The sequence below is a fragment of the Pseudovibrio exalbescens DSM 16456 genome, from assembly GCF_000422785.1.
GTDB classification, from domain to species: Bacteria; Pseudomonadota; Alphaproteobacteria; order Rhizobiales; family Stappiaceae; genus Pseudovibrio; species Pseudovibrio exalbescens.
The window spans coordinates 56,667-75,134 of the sequence record NZ_KE383920.1 but is presented as its reverse complement, the minus strand read 5'-3'; the positions used below and the strand labels follow the sequence as shown (position 1 = coordinate 75,134).

The 18,468-nt window shown below is 54.4% G+C and carries 16 protein-coding genes; 5 read left to right on the top strand and 11 right to left on the bottom strand.

The genetic code is table 11. The features are described from left to right. Positions 1-22: 22 nt before the first annotated feature. From G512_RS0119035 to G512_RS0119020, 4 genes are all read right to left on the bottom strand, one after another. Positions 23-1,645 (bottom strand): ABC transporter ATP-binding protein, encoded by a 1,623-nt coding sequence (locus G512_RS0119035; RefSeq protein WP_028483080.1) that lies wholly within the window; start codon positions 1,643-1,645, stop codon positions 23-25. A gap of 12 nt (positions 1,646-1,657) precedes the next feature. Beyond that, entirely contained in the window at positions 1,658-2,785 is a 1,128-nt protein-coding gene (locus G512_RS0119030) for an ABC transporter permease subunit (RefSeq protein WP_028483079.1), read from the bottom strand. Positions 2,786-2,798: 13 nt separating this feature from the next. Beyond that, positions 2,799-3,722 carry an oligopeptide ABC transporter permease OppB gene (gene oppB, locus G512_RS0119025; protein ID WP_028483078.1) on the bottom strand — a complete coding sequence of 308 codons (924 nt, stop codon included), beginning with the start codon at positions 3,720-3,722 and terminating at the stop codon, positions 2,799-2,801. A 102-nt stretch (positions 3,723-3,824) separates the two neighbouring features. Further along, positions 3,825-5,411, bottom strand: a complete 1,587-nt coding sequence (locus G512_RS0119020) for a peptide ABC transporter substrate-binding protein (protein ID WP_028483077.1) — start codon at positions 5,409-5,411, stop codon at positions 3,825-3,827. 400 nt (positions 5,412-5,811) lie between these two features. Here G512_RS0119020 and G512_RS0119015 point away from each other — a divergent pair, with 400 nt between their 5' ends. Continuing rightward, positions 5,812-7,629 carry an ABC-F family ATP-binding cassette domain-containing protein gene (locus tag G512_RS0119015; protein WP_028483076.1) on the top strand — a complete coding sequence of 606 codons (1,818 nt, stop codon included), beginning with the start codon at positions 5,812-5,814 and terminating at the stop codon, positions 7,627-7,629. Between the two features lie 135 nt (positions 7,630-7,764). Further along, positions 7,765-8,331: a hypothetical protein gene (locus G512_RS0119010; protein WP_028483075.1), complete on the top strand. Its 567-nt coding sequence runs from the start codon at positions 7,765-7,767 to the stop codon at positions 8,329-8,331. Here G512_RS0119010 and G512_RS0119005 read toward each other — a convergent pair. From G512_RS0119005 to G512_RS0118990, 4 genes are all read right to left on the bottom strand, one after another. Continuing rightward, positions 8,319-9,359, bottom strand: a complete 1,041-nt coding sequence (locus G512_RS0119005) for a helix-turn-helix domain-containing protein (RefSeq protein WP_028483074.1) — start codon at positions 9,357-9,359, stop codon at positions 8,319-8,321. The two genes, G512_RS0119010 and G512_RS0119005, sit on opposite strands and share 13 nt — an antisense overlap. Before the next feature lie 93 nt (positions 9,360-9,452). Beyond that, complete coding sequence (locus G512_RS0119000; RefSeq protein WP_028483073.1) at positions 9,453-10,148, bottom strand: pseudouridine synthase; 696 nt, start codon at positions 10,146-10,148, stop codon at positions 9,453-9,455. Beyond that, a complete protein-coding gene (locus G512_RS0118995) occupies positions 10,145-11,176 on the bottom strand; it encodes a class I SAM-dependent methyltransferase (protein WP_028483072.1) in 1,032 nt (343 codons plus the stop codon). The genes G512_RS0119000 and G512_RS0118995 overlap by 4 nt, the downstream gene beginning before the upstream one ends. A gap of 48 nt (positions 11,177-11,224) precedes the next feature. Then, positions 11,225-12,844, bottom strand: a complete 1,620-nt coding sequence (locus tag G512_RS0118990) for a peptide chain release factor 3 (protein ID WP_036490310.1) — start codon at positions 12,842-12,844, stop codon at positions 11,225-11,227. Between the two features lie 300 nt (positions 12,845-13,144). Between G512_RS0118990 and G512_RS22685 the strand changes: the two genes are divergently transcribed. After that, positions 13,145-13,321, top strand: coding sequence for a hypothetical protein (locus G512_RS22685; RefSeq protein ID WP_155943670.1), 177 nt, complete (start codon positions 13,145-13,147; stop codon positions 13,319-13,321). A gap of 53 nt (positions 13,322-13,374) precedes the next feature. Here G512_RS22685 and G512_RS21900 read toward each other — a convergent pair whose 3' ends face one another. The 3 genes from G512_RS21900 to G512_RS0118970 form a co-directional block, all read right to left on the bottom strand. Beyond that, positions 13,375-14,193, bottom strand: a complete 819-nt coding sequence (locus G512_RS21900) for a trypsin-like serine peptidase (RefSeq protein WP_051269704.1) — start codon at positions 14,191-14,193, stop codon at positions 13,375-13,377. Positions 14,194-14,218: 25 nt separating this feature from the next. Continuing rightward, the gene (locus G512_RS0118975; protein ID WP_028483070.1) at positions 14,219-14,665 is read right to left on the bottom strand and encodes a nuclear transport factor 2 family protein; all 447 of its coding nucleotides are present in this window, start codon (positions 14,663-14,665) and stop codon (positions 14,219-14,221) included. Positions 14,666-14,806: 141 nt separating this feature from the next. Continuing rightward, positions 14,807-15,616, bottom strand: coding sequence for a transporter substrate-binding domain-containing protein (locus G512_RS0118970; RefSeq protein WP_208975081.1), 810 nt, complete (start codon positions 15,614-15,616; stop codon positions 14,807-14,809). Positions 15,617-16,151: 535 nt separating this feature from the next. Here G512_RS0118970 and pcaQ point away from each other — a divergent pair. Together pcaQ and G512_RS0118955 are read left to right on the top strand one after the other, a co-directional pair. Next, positions 16,152-17,099, top strand: coding sequence for a pca operon transcription factor PcaQ (gene pcaQ / locus G512_RS0118960; RefSeq protein WP_028483068.1), 948 nt, complete (start codon positions 16,152-16,154; stop codon positions 17,097-17,099). A gap of 324 nt (positions 17,100-17,423) precedes the next feature. Beyond that, complete coding sequence (locus G512_RS0118955; RefSeq protein ID WP_028483067.1) at positions 17,424-18,467, top strand: TRAP transporter substrate-binding protein; 1,044 nt, start codon at positions 17,424-17,426, stop codon at positions 18,465-18,467. Position 18,468: the final 1 nt, after the last annotated feature.

Genomic DNA, 18,468 nt, shown 5'->3' with positions numbered 1-18,468 from the left:
TGGCCGGGGTTTGGATTGTTGATCAGGCGATTGCCGTCTCGTCGTGTTTGAGAACCGCAGCTTCTACAAGTTCCTGCGTGTAGGCTTCCTTTGGATTTGAGAAAATCTCAGAGGCCGTTCCCTGTTCAACCACCACGCCTTTTTTCATCACCATCACCGTATCTGACATGGCGCGAACAACGGCCAAGTCGTGGGAGATGAAAAGATAGGTCAGGTTGTAGTCGTCCTGGAACTTGCGCAACAGTTCCACAACCTGCTTCTGGATGGTGCGGTCAAGCGCCGAAGTAGGCTCGTCAAGCACAACCAACTTTGGTTTCAGAACCATTGTTCGCGCAATGGCGATACGCTGGCGCTGCCCCCCGGAAAACTCGTGGGGATAGCGGTTGCGCATGGCCGGATCCATGGAGACCTCTTCCAAGGCCTGACAGGCATACCGGTCACGTTCGGAAGAGGACAAGGTTGGCTCGTGAACCAACAGCCCTTCCGTAATAATCTGACCGACCGTCATGCGCGGACTCAACGAGCCGAACGGATCCTGGAAGATCAGCTGCATTTCCTTGCGCAAAGGACGCATGGCCTTTTGGGAAACGCCCGTGATATCACGGCCCATGTAGGCAACGCGGCCCTGTGCAGGTAGCAGTTGCAACAAGGCACGCCCCAGCGTGGACTTGCCCGAACCGGACTCACCCACGATGCCCAGTGTTTGGCCTTCACGCACCTGCAACGAGATGTCATTGACGGCGCGCAGCACGTGATTTGGCATTAGGAAGCCATTGTCCGTTTCGAACTCGACGCGCACATCCTTGGCATCCAGAACAACCGGCTTGCTTTCGTCAACCGGGTCTTTGCGACCCGTTGGCTCTGCATCCAACAGCATGCGCGTATAGTCATGCTTCGGGCTGCCGAAGATTTCAGAGGTCTTCCCCTCTTCCACGACTTCGCCATATCTCATGACATAGACGCGGTCCGAAATCCGCTCGACAATACCCAGATCGTGGGTAATGAACACCACGGCCATACCCAAACGCTTCTGCAAGTCGGCCATCAGGTCCAGGATCTGGGCCTGTGTGGTGACATCCAGAGCAGTGGTTGGCTCATCGGCAATCAAAATGTCCGGGTCATTGGCCAATGCCATGGCAATCATCACACGCTGACGTTGGCCGCCTGACATTTCGTAGGGATATGCCTTCACCTTACGCGCCGGGTCCGGAATACCCACCAGCTCCAGCAGTTCAACCGCGCGCTTCTTGGCGGTTGTCCAGTTGTACTCACCATGTTCGACCATGGGTTCGCACAATTGACGCTCGATGGTGTAGAGCGGATCCAGAGATGTCATCGGCTCCTGAAAGATCATGGTGATCTTGGCACCACGGATCTTGTTGAGCTTGCGCGACGACAGGCCAAGGATGTTCTGACCATTGTACTTCACGGAGCCCGATGTGGTGCCATTGGAGGCCAGAAGCCCCATTGCCGCCATCATGCTCTGGCTTTTACCCGAACCGGACTCGCCTACAATCGCAACGGTCTCGCCCTTGTCGACATGAATGTTCACGCCTTTGACGGCGTTCACAGTGCCTGCGTTGGTCTCGAAATCGACTTTGAGGTTGTCGATTTCAAGAACAGTGTTCTCGTTTACTGTACTCATCCACCAGCCCTCTTATCGATCTTTTGGATCCAGTGCGTCGCGCAACCCATCACCGATGAAGTTAAGCGCAAACAGCGTGGAAGTGAGGAACAGGGATGGGAAGATCAGCATCCAGGGGGCACCCTGCAGATTACGCGCCCCTTCAGAGATCAAGACACCCCAACTGGTCATTGGCTCCTGTACACCCAGTCCCAAGAAGGACAGGAAGCTTTCCAACAGGATCACCTTTGGTACCAGCAGTGTCATGTAGACCACTACCGGGCCGAGTGTGTTGGGCACAATGTGGCGTTTGAGAATGCCGCGGCTGCTCACGCCCATGGCTTCAGCGGCCTGAACGTATTCCTGTCGCTTGATACTCAACGTTTGGCCACGCACGATACGCGCCATATCAAGCCATTCCACAGCCCCGACGGCAATAAACATCAGGACGAAATTTCGGCCGAAGAACACCACGAGCATGATCACGAAGAAGATGAACGGCAGTGAGTAGAGAATATCCACCACGCGCATCATGATGAGGTCGGTTTTACCGCCAAAATACCCGGAAACCGTTCCGTAGATCACACCAATGGTAATGGCGACTATGGTTGCCAGAAGGCCGATGGTCAGCGAGACACGCCCGGCAATCAGCGTGCGGGTGAGCATGTCGCGTCCGTTTGCGTCCGTACCGAAGTAAAAGTGCATGTAATGCACCGGAGCAACGATTTTCGCCTGCTTTCCATCATCCGACACGTCCACGATCTGAACGCCCTTGAACATGTCCGAACGATCGAAGTAGCGCGCGTAACGCTGGTCAAGATCACGACGCGAGGTCACGATAGCTTCCACCTTGTCATCAACAAGAGTGTAGCTTTCCACGTTCATGCGAGCGCGCTTGGCGATGGAAGTAAAGGTCGGCTCGATCTGATCCTGCCGCGGATAGGCTTCAAGGCTGGCCGGCACCTTTACATAATCACGATAAACCGCGTCGTAATGGTGTGGCGAGACGATCGGCCCCACGATCGACAATATGGTAATGAGGACCAGTACGACGATGGAGGTTACCGCTGCACGGTTCGCCTTCAGGCGATCTCGCGCATCGTCCCACAGGGAACGACCAACTACTGGCGCTTCGTTATTTTCTTTCGAGGTAACACTCATTTTTATGGGAACCTCAGTCAAAACGAACGCGCGGATCAAGCACTGCGTACAGCACATCCACGATCAGGTTAAACAGGATCACAAAGCAAGCGACCACAACCACAGTACCCATTACGAGGGTGTAGTCACGGTTCAACGCGCCCTGAACGAAGTAGCGGCCAATACCCGGAATACCGAAAATGGTCTCGATCACCACTGAGCCGGTCAGCAATGCAGCCGCAGCTGGGCCCAAATAGGTCACGACCGGCAAGATCGCGCCGCGCAGGGCATGAACCACAATGATCGTATACCCCGACAAGCCGTAGGCTCGAGCCGTCCGTACGTGATTGGAGCGCATGGCTTCAATCATGGAACCGCGCGTCAGGCGCGCCACAATGGCGATTTGCGGAAGTGCAAGCGTGATAACGGGCAGAACCTTGTTGACGAAGTCGCCTCCGCCCCAGCCGCCAACGGGCAGCCAGCCCAAATACACACCGAAAATGAGGGTCAGACACGGTGCCACCACAAAGTTCGGGATAGTTACCCCGAAAGTAGCCGCAGTCATCACGGAATAATCAACGCCCTGATTTTGGCGCAGCGCTGCAACAACGCCAAAGAAACCGCCAACAATGAGGGCAAGTGTCAGAGCACTCAAGCCAAGCTGCATGGAAATCGGCAGACTTTGAGCGAACAATTCGTTGATCGAAAAATCTCTGAAGAAAAAGCTCGGGCCGAAATCGCCAGAAAGAACGCTTTTCATGTAGAGCAGGTACTGCTCCCAAAGAGACTTATCAAGATTGTAAATCTTGTTCAGATTTTCCATAACCTTAGCTTCCAAAGGCCGTTCCAGGTCGAATGGGCCACCCGGAGCGATCCGGATCAGGAAGAAGGAGATGGTTATAATCAGGAACAAGGTCGGTATTGCGCTGAGCAGACGCCCCGAAACATAGCGCAGCATGGCCCTGTACTCCAATTGTTTATAGTTTTGTTCAGTGCCTGATAACAAATGAGCCGGTCATAGTGAAGTCACTATGACCGGCAGATCAACACTTACGCGAAGTTACTCATTAATTGAGATGTAACGGCTTGGATGAACATCCAGAAGGTTATCTTCAAAGCCACTTACGCTATCGGCAATAATGTTCTTGGAGCCGTAGTACATCAGCGGGAAGAACGGCAGGTCGCGCATAAAGAGCGTTTCTGCCTGCTTCAGGATTTCCGCACGCTTTTCAAGGTCCATAGTACGGGCTGCCTCATCCATGAGGGCATCGTACTCAGGATTGTTGTAGCGAGCATAGTTGAAGCCGTCGTTGTCGCTTTCCAGCATGAACAAGAAGTTCTGCGGATCGGAATAGTCACCGATCCAGCCGGCACGCGCCACGTCAAAGTCACCACGATCACGCAGGTGCGCATAGTGGGTCTTTGTATCGGTATTCAGCAGAGTTACTTCAACACCCAGAGGCTTCCACATGTCAGCAATCGCAACTGCCGTGTTCTTGTGGTTTTCAGAGGTGTTGTAGCGAATTTCAACTTCCAGCGGGTTGGATTCACTGTAGCCCTTTTCCTCAAGGATCTGCATTGCCAGATCTTCGCGGTCCAACAAGTCCATGTCGGCCCATTCAGCACGTGCAGGTTCACCGTAGTTGGCAATTCCGGGAGGAACGAAAGAATAGGCTGCAACCATGGTGCCGCCCCAGATTTCTTCCGCAAGGAACTCACGATCGATTGCCATGGACAGAGCCTGACGCACTTCCGGATCGCTCATGGCTTCGGATTCATGGTTCACAGCATAGTAGTATGTGCCAAGGTATGGCGCTACGTGGAACTGTTCACCGAAGTTTTCCTTGATGAAGTCGATCTGCTCAAGCGGCACATCGTTGTTGGTGTGCAGTTCGCCAGCCTGGAAACGGCGCAGCGCAGCACCACGGTCTTCAGTCGGATAGAACTTTACCTTGTCGATCTTTACATTTTCCGCATCGTGGAAGTATTCGTTCTTCACAGCGGTAATGGAGTCGTTCGGGGTAAAGTCAGCCAGTACGAAGGCACCGTTGGTGACGATGTTTTCCGGCTTGATGAAGTCGCTGCCGTACTTTTCGACAGTCGCCGGATGAACCGGGAGGCCTGTCTGGTGACCGAGCAGGTCAATGAAGTACGGAGTTGGTGATTCCAGCGTAATTTCAAATGTCGCGTCGTCGATTGCCTTCACACCAAGCTCTTCTGGTGGCAGCTCACCGGTGTTCACTTTTTCCGCATTCTTGATCGGATAGAGAACGTTGGCGTACTTCGCGCCGGTTTCCGGCTTCATGATGCGACGCAGGGAATATTCAAAGTCACCGGCTACGACTGGGTCACCATTGGACCACTTTGCATCCGGACGCATCTTGAAGGTGTAGGTCAAACCATCTTCAGAGACGGTCCAGCTTTCAGCTGCGCCGGGGATAATCTTGCCATCTACGCTGTAGGCCACAAGACCTTCATAAAGATCGCGCAGAATATGTGCTTCGTAGGTGGTGGAGGTTTTGTGCTGATCCAGTGTTTCCGGATCTGCCGAATTGCCCCGATGATAAACAACCTCGGCAGCGGCGGTCAGCGACGTGGCTGCGACCAGTGCTGCAGCAAGAGCTGTCATGCGCATGGACTTGATCATTAAGATCTCCCCTCTCCTTATTTCTAACTATTTGCCCCTAGTTACCCGGGCAGCGGGGCCAAGATTCCACTGTTAGCCGGGCTTGGCAAGATACTCGAAAGCGATTTATTAGGATTTGAAACGTGACCATTTGAAAACATTTCAAAAATTAGCCTCGCTTTAGTGGCATCCTTCTCCTTTTCCACACTCGTGGGGCAGAAAAAACCCTTAGTGTGTGTTTCACGAGAACAAGCATTTACTGCCCGAGCAGCCGATTCCACCGGGTGGACAGTCATTTTGCCGGTGCTTGAAAGCCAATTTGCGCGAGTTACGACTTCAAATCAGCCGGCAATATGATAGACGGGGCCTACACATGCCGTATACACCTCATTTACATAATTCATAAGCCGGGATTTAACGAATGGCACCACCACTTCTGCATATTCGCGATATTCATCTGACCTTTGGGGCCACCCCACTGCTTGAAGGCGCAGAGTTGCAGGTCGGCGATGGAGAGCGGATCTGTTTGGTCGGGCGCAACGGATCCGGCAAATCCACACTCTTGAAAATCGCAGCCGGACTGGTTGAGGCGGACAAGGGCGAACGCTTCGTGCAACCGGGCACCACCATCCGCTATCTACCGCAAGAACCGGATTTGTCCGGCTACGAGACCACACTGGCCTATGCGGAAGGAGGATTGGCACCGGGAGACGATCACTACCGGGCACAATACCTTCTGGAAGTGCTTGGCCTTACAGGCAAGGAAGACCCTGCCACCTTGTCCGGTGGCGAAGCCAAACGGGCTGCACTTGCCCGGACGCTGGCGCCGGAGCCGGACATCCTGCTTCTTGATGAACCGACCAACCACCTGGACTTACCGGTTATCGAATGGCTGGAAGCTGAGTTGAAACAAATGAAGTCCGCCTTTGTGCTGATTTCGCACGACCGTCGATTTCTGGAAAACCTCTCGCGGTCTACGGTCTGGATCGACCGGGGCATCTCTCGCCGCCAAGAAGAAGGCTTTTCCAAGTTCGAAGAATGGCGCGACAAGGTTTTTGAGGAAGAAGAGCGGGACCAGCAACGGCTCGACCTGAAGATCAAACAGGAAGAGCACTGGATGACCTATGGTGTGACTGCGCGGCGGAAACGCAACATGCGCCGTGTTCGCGAGTTGGCGGAATTGCGCCAGAAGAAACGCGATTACAAGGGCCCGCAAGCCGGCGTCAAGATGGCCGCAACCGAAGGTGACATTTCGGGCAAGCTGGTAAGTGAAGCGAAAAAAATCAGCAAGAGCTACGATGATCGCGCCATCGTCAAGGAATTCTCCACCCGCATTCAACGGGGCGATCGCGTTGGTTTTGTCGGACCAAACGGGGCCGGCAAGACCACCCTCCTCAAGATGCTAGTGGGGGATCTGGAGCCAGACAGCGGCACTGTGCGCCTAGGAGCCAACCTGCAGATGATCACATTGGACCAGAAGCGGGAAAAGCTGGATCCCAATGACACGCTTGTAAGCGCAATGACCGGGGGGCGTGGTGATACCGTCATCATTGGAGACACCTCCAAACATGTCATGTCATACATGAAGGATTTTCTGTTTAAACCCGAGCAGGCGCGAACCCCCGTACGTGTCTTGTCGGGAGGTGAGCGCGGGCGATTGCTACTGGCGCGAGCCCTGGCCATGCCCTCCAATGTCATGGTTCTGGATGAACCGACCAACGATCTTGACTTGGAAACACTGGACCTATTGCAAGAGCTGATCGCCGATTATCAGGGCACGGTCTTTCTTGTGAGCCACGATCGTGACTTTCTTGACCGCATCTGTACCTCTGTCATCACAATGGAGGGCAATGGCAAGTGGCAAGAGTATGCCGGTGGTTACTCTGACATGGTGGCACAACGCGGCATAGGTGTTGAAGCCAAGAAGGCGGCCAAATCGGAGAAGCCCAAAAAGGACAAGGCGGACAAGCCAGACAAGAGCAAGCCCGAGGCGGCGTCATCAGCCAGAAAAAACACCCTCACCTTTACTCAGCAGCACCGTCTGAAAGCGTTGCCTGAGGAGATAGATGCCCAGCAGCAGAAAATCGCCAAGCTGCAAGCCGAGTTGGAAGACCCAAACCTGTTTTCCAAAAATCCGGAGCGGTTCCACAAGGTCACCGAGGCAGTGGGCAAAGCCCAAGAAAAGCTGGAGGTTCTGGAAGAGGAATGGCTCGAGCTGGAAATGCTCGCGGAGGGATAATTCCCTCCATTTCTGCGGTTTTCCTTCCTGAAACATGTTTGAGAATCTGTTGGCGACCTCTATTGGACCTTGAGGTCGCCCGCAGGACTGAGAGATGCGCAGGTGTTCTCATCTTGAACGATGAAAGGACATCTCATGTTGAGACTCAGTTACATTCTCCTTGGAGGCACCACATTGGTTGTTGGCGGTCTTGTAGCCTTGAGCTTGTCAGGTAGCGCAGCCGAGAACGAAGTACTGGAAGCACCCGACGCTTCCGGCCTCCGGATTCTGGGCGACAGTGTTGCCTTTGCTGTGAACACGGAGAAAGCCGACAAAAACCAAATCCGTGTAAAGACCTCGGACTACAAGTGGTGTGATTTAAAAGCACACCTTTCTGACAATGGCGTCGAAGTCACAATCGAAATGGAGCGCTCGGCTTGGTCTGCTCTCGGCTTGTGTGATCCGGAAGCAACCGTTGAACTCCCTGAATCCTGGAGCCTTGATGTGGCTCTGGATGCCATGGCGGCCCATCTCACCGGGAATTACGAGCAGGTGCGCCTCAAAACAGATCGGGCAGCGCTGCATTTCAGCGGAAGTGCCGATGCATTCGAACTGATTGCAGATGCCGCTGTTGTTTATCTGGACTTTCTGGCCCCTATCACTGAGGCCGCGGTCAATATCGAAGTGAACAAATTGGTATCCAGCATCAACTACGCCGACTGATCAAGAGCAGAGCGGGACTGGGTTCGAAAAGCAGATGGACTCAGTCCTGTCACACGCTGAAACTCCTTGTTGAAATTGGACTTGGTGGCAAAACCGACAGCAAACATGATTTCTGTCACCGTCTGGTCTGTGGTGCGCAGACGCTCACAGGCCTCCGCCACCCGAAAACCATTCACGAACTGCGGCACATTAAGGCCTTCCACGGCATTTACGGCTTCTGAAACCATACGCGGAGGGGCCCCGACGGTTTTGCTCAGTCTTTGCAGTGACAAGTCTTCATCACGGTAAAGCTGATCTTGGGATAGCCGCGCTTTCAATCGCACGACCAAATCCCGTTGCGTGTCACTGACCGCCGGTTCGTCTCGTGCCGACACCTCCGTTTCAACAGCTCGGTGCTGGCCGGAGGTAACGAATACGTAGAGCGCCCCCAAGCTGGCCAGTACCACTACATTGGCTGCAGCAACAATTCCCGCAGCAGATTTGCCCCCGGTGATAGCGAAATCCAGACCGACGACGACGTCCACCACGGCGGACAAGATAAAAAGGATACCGGCGCTGATAAAGGCCAACCGAGCAGGCACAACCAGATGAAACGGCTGAGTTTCAGCCCAGCCTACGCCCTCACCTCTCGCCTTCAGGATCAATGCCGTTCCATACCCAAGATATGTCAGGGCAATGATGGCATCGGGTCCATAGCCATATCCGAGCAAAAAGCTGGCATAGATGCCAAGGGCCAGCGCGCAAACAACGCCACACACCCGAGTAGTGTCCCCCATGCCGACACGACCATTTAGGTCTTTGAGAGCCAGCCAGGTCAGGGGAGGCAACACAATGGCGACCAGAGCCAGCGTGAGTGGAGGCAAGGCGCTGATACCCCAATTCACACCCACCAAAATGGACTGAATGCAGTAGAACGCCAGCGTGACGAGCAACAAGACACTTGAATGCCGCCCCCCCGCGATCCAAAGACGCAATAAAATCAGCACCAAGAAAATCGCGGTGAGAAATGGAAGGGGTATACTTGGCAAGATCAGGCCTCCAACAACCTGATCAAAGTACCGGTCGGGCACACAGAGGCAAGTGCGGCAAGGCGAAGATACACAGCCAACTCACCCTCCGCGTTAGAGAACCTTCGCTCTTTCGTCAGCAGAGAGCACTTTCCATTGCCCCGCCGCCAGATCGCCAAGGGTGAGGCCTCCAATTTGCGACCGATGTAATGTCACAACATGATTGCCCGTGGCAGCAAACATGCGCCGGACTTGATGATATCGCCCCTCGTGCAAGACAAGCGTTGCGGATGCCGGTCCGCAAACCGTCAGCTCGGCGGGTTTGAGCGGTTTGTCCTCGCCTTCCAGCATCAATGTTCCACTGGCAAACAGGTCTGCCTCCGAGCCGGAAAGGGGGCGTTCCAGCGTCACCTGATAGACTTTTGGCGTTTCCGTTTTCGGAGAAATGACCTTGTGCAGGAACTGGCCGTCATCAGTGAACAACAGCAGGCCCGACGTATCCTTGTCCAGACGACCGATCGACGAGATTGGCGGCTTGCGGCGCTTGAACCGATCCGGAAACAGATCGTAGACCAGCTTGCCGGGATCCCTCTTGGAACAGGTCGTGCCTAGCGGTTTATGCAGCATGAGAACGGAACCCTGCGGCGGGTCCAAAGGCTCATCATCAAACAAGATGTCTTCCGCCGACACCTTGCTGTCCATCGCCAGCGGAGTGCCACTTCGGTCTGTCACCCAGCCATTGCGGATGGCCTGCTGCATTTCCTTGCGCGAACCATAGCCCATATTGGCCAGCATCTTGACCAGTCTCATCGGCGCGCCTTTACCGCCTTGATCACCTTGTAGCCCTGCTCATCCGCTATGATGTCGTAGGTTTCGAAATAACGATCCAGCGTTTGCTCATAAGGCAGATGGCGGTTCGCAACCATGTATAAAGGTGCACCCGGCTTAAGCCCCTTGGAGGCGGCCATGATGAACGCCTGCCCCAGATCCGCGCGGTCCGCCTTGCCGGTATGAAAGGGTGGGTTCATAACGATGACGTCGTAACTGTGGTTCAGCCCGCGCGCAACATCCGCCCAATGAAACCCGATGGGTATGGAAGGTTCAAGCTTGGAGACGTTGATCTGTGCCAGATCCAATGCCCGTTTCTCCGCTTCATACAAGTCCAGAGCCGCGATACCGGGGAACCTGCTCAACAACTCTGCAGAGAGATAGCCGAAACCACTGCCCAGATCCGCTGCCCTGCCTGACAAGTTGTCGGGAAGATGATCAACCAACAAACGAGAGGCCGGATCAATGCGATCCCACGCGAAGATGCCGGGACGGCTTACAAATCGCCCGTCTTCAATCTCGCGCGGTGCATCCAGTGCCAGCCATTGATCCATGAGTTCCGTATCTATGGCCGCATCGTCCCGCTGCACCCAGAACACCCGGCACTTGTGTTTGGATTGATTGCCGGAAATACCGGCCAGTTTCTTCAGGTCCGCCTCACAGGACTTTGCACCTTCCGTGTTGGATACACAGGCAACCACCCAGCCCCCCGGCCGCGTTGCCATTATGGCTTGCGCCAGCAACGCGCGGGCTTCCTGTCTTTGGCGTGGCGGCAGAACCAGTGTAACCGCAGCATTTTCAACCGCCGTTTCCGCCAGTGCCAAACCAGCACGCTGCAACGGCTCAGCATCGGGCGCAAATGTTTGCAGACACACGAGGTCCGAACCAAAAACCTGTTTCAGTTCTGGCGCATAGCGCGCGCGCAGGAACTGAACCGGTTCGTCCGTTGGTACGGAAAGGCTGCCGTTTTCAAACGGCAACAACAAGGTCTTGAGGGCAGGATCCAACATTAGCGCTAGCCTTATACAACCATCATTGTCAGGGAACGGGTCTGAAAATCAGTCATCAACCTGAACAATCTCACGCGTTTCGCGGAACTTGATGTCCGGGTTTTTCTCGCTGACGTAGGAGACTTCCCATGCATTCTTGAAGAGATAGACCGGCTTGTCGTCCCGATCCAGGGCAACATGGGCACGGTTGGTCTCAAGAAAACGATCCAGCTTGACCCCATCTTCGCACTCAGCCCAGCGCGCGGTGTTGTACATCACCGGTTCGAAATCGATCTCCGTCTGGTATTCGGCCTTGAGGCGGTCAATGACCACATCCAGCTGAAGAACGCCCACTACACCGACAATCCAGTTTGTCCCGATCACCGGTTTGAAGATTTGCACCAGTCCCTCTTCCGCCAAATCTTCAAGGCCTCGGCGCATCTGTTTGACACGCATTGTGTCGGAAAGACGAACCCGGCGCAGAATTTCCGGTGCGAAAGCAGGCAGACCCGTGACGTGAATGTCTTCGCCTTCTGATAGCGTATCGCCTACACGCAACTGTCCATGGTTCGGGACGCCGATCACGTCGCCCGGATAAGCTTTTTCAGCAATCTCTCGCTCTTCAGCGAAAAAGAAGATTGGCGCCGACACGGTAATCGGCTTTCCAGCCCGCACATGCTTGAGCTTCATGCCACGCTTGAACGTACCCGAACACAATCGCACGAAGGCGATGCGGTCGCGGTGTTTCGGGTCCATGTTGGCTTGCACCTTGAAGACAAAGCCGGTCACCTTGCCTTCATCCGGCATGATGGTTCGACCCCGTGTTGCCGGTTGGCTGTGTGGAGCCGGCGCGTTGGCCGCGATAAAGTCCAGAATCTGATCCACGCCGAAATCTTTCAGGGCAGAACCGAAGAAGACAGGCGTCAAATGCCCTTCAAGGAACGATTCACGATCGAATTCCGAGTAGCCCGCACCGCCAAGCTCAACGTTCTCTTCCAGATCAGACAGAATGTTGTCGAATATCCCGTCGCGCAGCTTTTCGTCTTCAACACCTGAGACTTCGCGCACTGTATCAAAAGCACCACCACGTCCGGCAGAGGACGTCAGGTACCTGTTGTGAATGTGATCATAAACACCGAAGAAATCCGAGCCCATGCCGACCGGCCAACTCATTGGCGTTACATCCAGAGCCAGCGCCTCCTGGATTTCGTCCAGAATCTCAAGCGGATGACGGCCCTCGCGGTCAATCTTGTTGACGTAGGTGATGATTGGAATGTCACGCAGGCGGCACACTTCAAAGAGCTTGCGCGTCTGGCTCTCGATACCTTTCGCGGCATCAATGACCATGATCGCAGCATCCACCGCTGTCAGCGTACGATAGGTGTCTTCGGAAAAGTCTTCGTGGCCTGGTGTATCCAGAAGATTGAAAACAATGCCATTGCGCTCAAACATCATGACGGAACTGGAGACGGAGATACCGCGTTCCTGCTCAATTTTCATCCAGTCCGAGCGCGCACGGCGGCGCTCACCGCGAGCACGAACCTGACCGGCTGCCCGAATGGCGCCACCGCCCAGAAGCAGCTTTTCAGTCAGGGTTGTTTTACCGGCATCCGGGTGTGAGATGATCGCGAATGTACGGCGTTTCTGGAAAGGCAACAGACCATCTGTTGCTGCTGGTTCAACGCTCATTGAGCCTCCTTGGGCAGACCGATACCGCCGCCCGCATATCTTAAGTGGAAGGGGCTTGGTTGGTGTCGCCGACCATCAGACTGGCGCCTTCCCGGCTCCAAACCCTAAGCTATCCGTTGTGTCGCCTGTCATTAGTGAAGAATTGAGCAGAACGCCAGCCCTCAGGTACATTTTTCAAAGCCGCAGCAACCGGAAATTTGGTTGCCGACAAGTTTCGGGCAGGTCTGGTCTGGCACATGCCCCCATGCTAGCAGTGTTTGGATCTAACAAAATCATCTCCCCCAACGACGGAACGATTTCATGAGACTTTCCGCACCAAGTTTTATTGTGTTTCTTCTGGCTTTTGCGCTCGGCGTGATGGCCCTTCTGAGTGCCGTGGGCGGCATCTACATTCCAGTCATTACCGGAAACACATTCTGGGCGATGACAGGCGGCTGGGGCCTGTTGGTATTGGGCAGCATTTTCAAGGGTGTGTGAGCACCCCAATGAACCTGCCGCCACCTGAAGCGGCTTTCCATGCTTGGCCCCGGCTAACGCTGCCCGCCAACGGCGGCACGGTCAGGCGCATTAACGCAAGCATTTTCGGTTTGCAAGTCCGGCCAGGAGCTTATGGGGATGGCGATGGAGTACTTGTCCTCCGTCGCTCCAATCACGACCGCAGCGACCCGCGCCTCCCCGTCGATTTCAATGAGCGCCGGTCCTCCCGAGCCGCCATAGTTCGTGTTGCAGTTGGTCAGCCAGATGCCGTCTTGTTCCGAAATGATCTCGCAGCCGCGATGGATGGACGGCAGAAATGGCCTGTCGCGGTAGTAACCGACACTGGCGAAAAAGGGTCCGGTCGCAATTACTTCTCCACGCACGTCAACGGTGGGAACAGACGGGATCCCGGAGATCGGTTCCTTCAGATACAAGAGGGCCATATCACTCCGTGTCTCTGACAAAAGCGGCTTCCGATTGAATCGATAGTCCTGAGCCACAGCAATACAGGCCACGGTGGTGTTGGCCAGGTATTCATCGCGACGAACACCGGCCACGAAATGGATCCGGTCAACCGGATGCGCATTGCCCGTGATGCGATTGAAAAGGCAGTGTGCCGCCGTTATCACGACATCAGGGGCGATGAGTGTGCCCGTACACATGGATGTCTGTCGGAATCCCGCAATGTTGATGCGTCCGATTGCACTCCATGGACTTTCCCAGGAATCAATCATCTCGCGTTGATCGGCCCCGCGAATGCCGGGAAACGGATCGGGACCAAGTGGCGCGGCGCTAACTGGCGCAACCGCGGCAAAACCGACTAGTGCAACAAGGATCAGCGCGGGTATAATTTGCGAGACGCGTTTCGGCAAACTTTTCCTCCCCCTGCTGAACGTGTCATTCCGCATCCGGTTCAAGGTCCAACAACGCAGAAGAGCCTTCGCGAAAGCGTTCGGAAAACTTCAGAAAGTCGATCTGCCACTGACCGCCTGAGTTCACCAGCGACATCTCATAGATACCGTAGATCTTCAAAAAACCCGGCGGGCTTGCCCCTGTCTTGTGATAGGTGCGCGTGGAATAAAGGCGAGCGCACGCCTTTTGCTCCTGAGACTCGACAATGATGTTGCTGATGTAATGGAGACTTGCATCAAATCGGGTCAAAAATGCCTTCATGCGATCCATGGCCAACTGCGGGGACGTTTGACATGCCGGCTCCGCACCGCAAAGCGCGTCTTCCAGATAAACTGGATCGAACAGGCTCTCCTGAGCCGTTTTCCATTGTCCTTCGTCCAGATTCTGGAAAAACGAATTGATCCGGTTTGCTATGGTGTAGGCCGTTTCCATATCACCTCCGCCGCCTGACGTTGGGACACCCACTATACACACTAAGACCGGGTTCCCAATGCCTCAAGTTCAGGCGGGGTCATCATTCCAGACGCCGCCCGACTGCTATTCGTGCAGGAAAGCTCAAGCCCCGCATATTGCTCAGCGGCGGGCCAATTTCCATTCCTTGGAAAGGTCTTCGAAGAAACCGCGCTCTTTCCTGAAGCGGATCCACGTGTTCACGAAGTTGATCCAGACCTGATCGGTACGCGGCAACATCAAGGCAACCGGCGATGGCGCCCGAGGGGCTTCCACCGGTACGATCATCAGCTCATTATAAGTTTCAACAAGCTTTATCGCTTCCACATCTGAGGTGATATGCGCATCTGCGCGTCCCGCCAGCACCTCTTCGTAATCGCGACGCGGTGTGACGACGATGCGATGATCAGCTTGCGGGAACAACTCCTCTATCTGCTTTTCCTGACTGGTTCCCATCGTTGCGGCAATGACAACGCCCGGCCTGTTCAAGTCATTCCACGTGTTAAACCGTCCCTCGTTGGCCCGTAACGTGACTGGCACAGTCGCCACAGTGAAATAGCTTTCAGAAAAACCTGCTTTGGTCGCTCGATAGGGTGTCAGTGAGGCAGAAGTGGTGACGTCGTACAGACCCGCTTCCAATCCCTTCACGAGGTTCCCCCAATCCATCCGAACGAACTCGACTTTCACCCCCATATCCGCGGCAAGCGCCTTCATGAGATCAATGTCGTAACCGCTATACTGTTCCGTATTCGGATCGCGCACAGACATGGGAATCCAGTCACCCGTTGTTCCGACACGCAGCACCCCGTATTCGAGAATACGATCCAGAACTGATGTTGCAGAACCAGGGGAAATGGTGAGCAGTACGGCCACCACCCCGATCAAAAGACGGGATCCAATTTTCTTCAAATACTTATCGGCCCAAAGCAGCACAGTTTACCTCCCGATAGACGCCGGATCTGGATGGTTTTTTAGTGTGATTATTAGAATTTGGATCAACCCCTTACCCTAGCGTAACCTAATGATTAATTGTTTTTGTCAATGTGTCCAGACACAACTTATGAACCAACGACTGAACAGAAGCTGAATATGGCACAGAGATGCAACTAATGATGAGTCATTTTAATCATTTAATCCGAAATGAGGTGGCCACCAAGGAAACGCCCCGGGTGCAAATCCCGTAGTTTACCAGCAATAAGCAATGAAGGCGGCAAATGATCGCGCCGGCCTCCGGGGCCTGTGACTGCATTTTGGATGAATTGGTTTCCATGCTTTGCCACAAAAGCACCAGCGCCAGTACACGGAAGACAGTGCTGACCTTAACGAAAACCAACTTCTACTCATAGTTGCATCGTTTTTCTTTTGAACTCAGTGGGTTATTCCACATCACACCTATTAAGTATTGACCCTTACACAAGTCCGATCCTATAACCGCGAGACGATCCATAACGTTTTTGAATTTGATATAATGAACAATATTCGGCGCCTGAAACTACGCCATCTCGAAGCCTTTGTTGAAGTAGCTCGGCTCAGCAGTGTCAGTCGCGCCGCCGAAGTGTTGAATCTTACTCAGCCCGCCGTGACTCGTACGATCCGCGAACTAGAGGAGATCTGTGGCCGTCCGCTCATTGAGAAGGATGGACGCGGCATCAAGATTTCTCAGTTCGGTGAGATGTTTTTAAAGCACGCGGGAACAAGCCTCGCCGCGGCCCGCAATGGCATCAACGCGCTGGCGCAATTCAGCGCCGAAGATGGACCGATGATACGTCTGGGCGCTTTGCCAACGGTATCAGCCGCATTAATCCCTGACGCTGTCGATACCTATATTGCGTCAGGCATGCGCAACCGCCTTCACATCGTGACGGGTGAAAACAAGGTTCTGCTCAATCAATTGCGAAACGGTGAGCTGGACATGGTCATGGGTCGGCTCCCCGCACCAGAAAACATGCAGAATCTGACTTTTGAGCCCCTTTACCGCGAAAGTGTGGTGTTCGCGGTGGACGCCTCCCACCCACTGGCCGGGGACGCGCAGGTATCGGTTGACCAATTGGGAGCCTACCCTGTCTTGATGCCATCAGCCGACTCCATCATTCGGCCATTTGTGGATCGCCTCTTCATTGAGCAAGGCATTCCCGAACCCCAAAACGCAATCGAAACGGTCTCCGACTCCTTCGGCCGCGCATTTACCCGCGCCCACATGGCGATATGGATCATATCTCGCGGGGTCATTTCGGCGGAAATCCAATCTGGACAGTTTGTGGAGTTGCCCATCGACACGAGTTCCACGCGCGGCTCAGTCGGCCTCGTTGTCCGCTCAGACCAGTCATTGGGTCCAGCCTCTCAATTTTTCGCGGATATCTTGAAAAATCTAGCTGCAGCATCCCTACCTGCAAACAAATCGCTTATGGATGCGTAATCCATTTGCCGTCCAAGGCCATATACACATATCAAAATAGTTATAATATTCAGCGAAAATCCAATTTTACCCACCTCGCCTTCCATGGAATAGATTAAAACTGGTTACGTAGTTTATCGGAGAAACGGCAAACTGGCGCCTGCCTTCCATCGGGGCTTTCAAACAGCCTTTGTCGCGCCGATGGAACACGGGAGTAGGAAGGCGCCATGGGAGACAATGTCGCTTATGGGTTTGCATGCCAGTGCAACTTCAGGTTACCGATAGAGCGTCTGGACGGCAAAGACATCGCAACTGCGTGTAACTGACCTTTTTGGGGAGGACGTAATGAAAGCTCTTGGAATTTTCTCGCTTGTGGCCGCAACTTCGGTTTCCGCCATCGCCCTGTCATCTGGTGCGCAAGCTGCCGACTATACCTTCAAACTGCATCACTTTCTGAGTAACAAGGCGCCTGCCCACGCCCAAATGCTGGAACCCTGGGCCAAGGCGGTAGAGGAGAATTCCAACGGGCAGGTCGAGATCGAGATCTATCCGAGCATGACACTAGGCGGGCGCCCGCCCGAACTCGTTTCGCAGGCTCGAGACGGTGTTGTTGATCTTGTCTGGACCTTGAATGGATACACCCCCGGTCTGTTTCCACGCACAGAAGTGATGGAACTGCCGCTGGTTTATGTGAATGATCCGAAGGCCGCCAATCTGGCTCTCAAGGATTTGTTCGAAAGTGACCTAAAGCAGGAATACAAGGGCCTCGAAGTCATGTTCCTGCATGTCCATGCGGGCAATGGCATCCAGATGCGCGACAAGGAAGTGCGCAGTCCAGAAGATCTGGCCGGTACCACGATCCGCACCCCGTCCCGTACCGGTGCGTGGGTTATTGAGGCGCTCGGCGCATCACCTGCTGCAATGCCGGTGCCAGATCTACCGCAAGCGCTGCAAAAGGGCGTGGTTGATGGTGCCTTTATTCCCTGGGAAATCATCCCTCCGCTGAAGATTCAGGAACAGACCGATTATCAAATCGAAGGGGCTGCAGAAGCACGTTTCGGCACCGCCGTCTTTCAGGTTTCCATGAACAAGGCACGCTGGGACGGGTTGCCCGACGATATCAAGCAAGCCTTCCGAGAGGCTTCTGACGAAGAGTGGCTGGCTCAGGTTGGCGATATCTGGCGCGGTGCAGATGATTTCGGCATCGGTCTGGCAGAAAAGGCGGGCAACACGCACATCATCTTGTCCGAGGAAGAGACCGAGGCCTTCAACCAAGCCCTGGAGCCGGTTGTCGACCGTTGGGTCGAGGAGGTCAGCAGCAAGGGTATCGATGGTGCTGGTCTGGTTGAAAAGGCCCGCGCAGCTGTTGCAAAGCACGGTGGCCAGTAGA

What these genes read in the sequence shown, in the direction of transcription:
- G512_RS0119035 (WP_028483080.1), bottom strand. Translation starts at nt 1,645, where the DNA reads ATGAGTACAGTAAACGAGAACACTGTTCTTGAAATCGACAACCTCAAA.
- G512_RS0118975 (WP_028483070.1), bottom strand. Translation starts at nt 14,665, where the DNA reads ATGGAAACGGCCTACACCATAGCAAACCGGATCAATTCGTTTTTCCAG.
- G512_RS0119020 (WP_028483077.1), bottom strand. Translation starts at nt 5,411, where the DNA reads ATGATCAAGTCCATGCGCATGACAGCTCTTGCTGCAGCACTGGTCGCA.
- G512_RS0119015 (WP_028483076.1), top strand. Translation starts at nt 5,812, where the DNA reads ATGGCACCACCACTTCTGCATATTCGCGATATTCATCTGACCTTTGGG.
- pcaQ (WP_028483068.1), top strand. Translation starts at nt 16,152, where the DNA reads ATGAACAATATTCGGCGCCTGAAACTACGCCATCTCGAAGCCTTTGTT.
- G512_RS0119030 (WP_028483079.1), bottom strand. Translation starts at nt 2,785, where the DNA reads ATGAGTGTTACCTCGAAAGAAAATAACGAAGCGCCAGTAGTTGGTCGT.
- G512_RS22685 (WP_155943670.1), top strand. Translation starts at nt 13,145, where the DNA reads ATGAGACTTTCCGCACCAAGTTTTATTGTGTTTCTTCTGGCTTTTGCG.
- G512_RS0119000 (WP_028483073.1), bottom strand. Translation starts at nt 10,148, where the DNA reads ATGAGACTGGTCAAGATGCTGGCCAATATGGGCTATGGTTCGCGCAAG.
- G512_RS0118990 (WP_036490310.1), bottom strand. Translation starts at nt 12,844, where the DNA reads ATGAGCGTTGAACCAGCAGCAACAGATGGTCTGTTGCCTTTCCAGAAA.
- G512_RS0118955 (WP_028483067.1), top strand. Translation starts at nt 17,424, where the DNA reads ATGAAAGCTCTTGGAATTTTCTCGCTTGTGGCCGCAACTTCGGTTTCC.
- oppB (WP_028483078.1), bottom strand. Translation starts at nt 3,722, where the DNA reads ATGCTGCGCTATGTTTCGGGGCGTCTGCTCAGCGCAATACCGACCTTG.
- G512_RS0119010 (WP_028483075.1), top strand. Translation starts at nt 7,765, where the DNA reads ATGTTGAGACTCAGTTACATTCTCCTTGGAGGCACCACATTGGTTGTT.
- G512_RS0118995 (WP_028483072.1), bottom strand. Translation starts at nt 11,176, where the DNA reads ATGTTGGATCCTGCCCTCAAGACCTTGTTGTTGCCGTTTGAAAACGGC.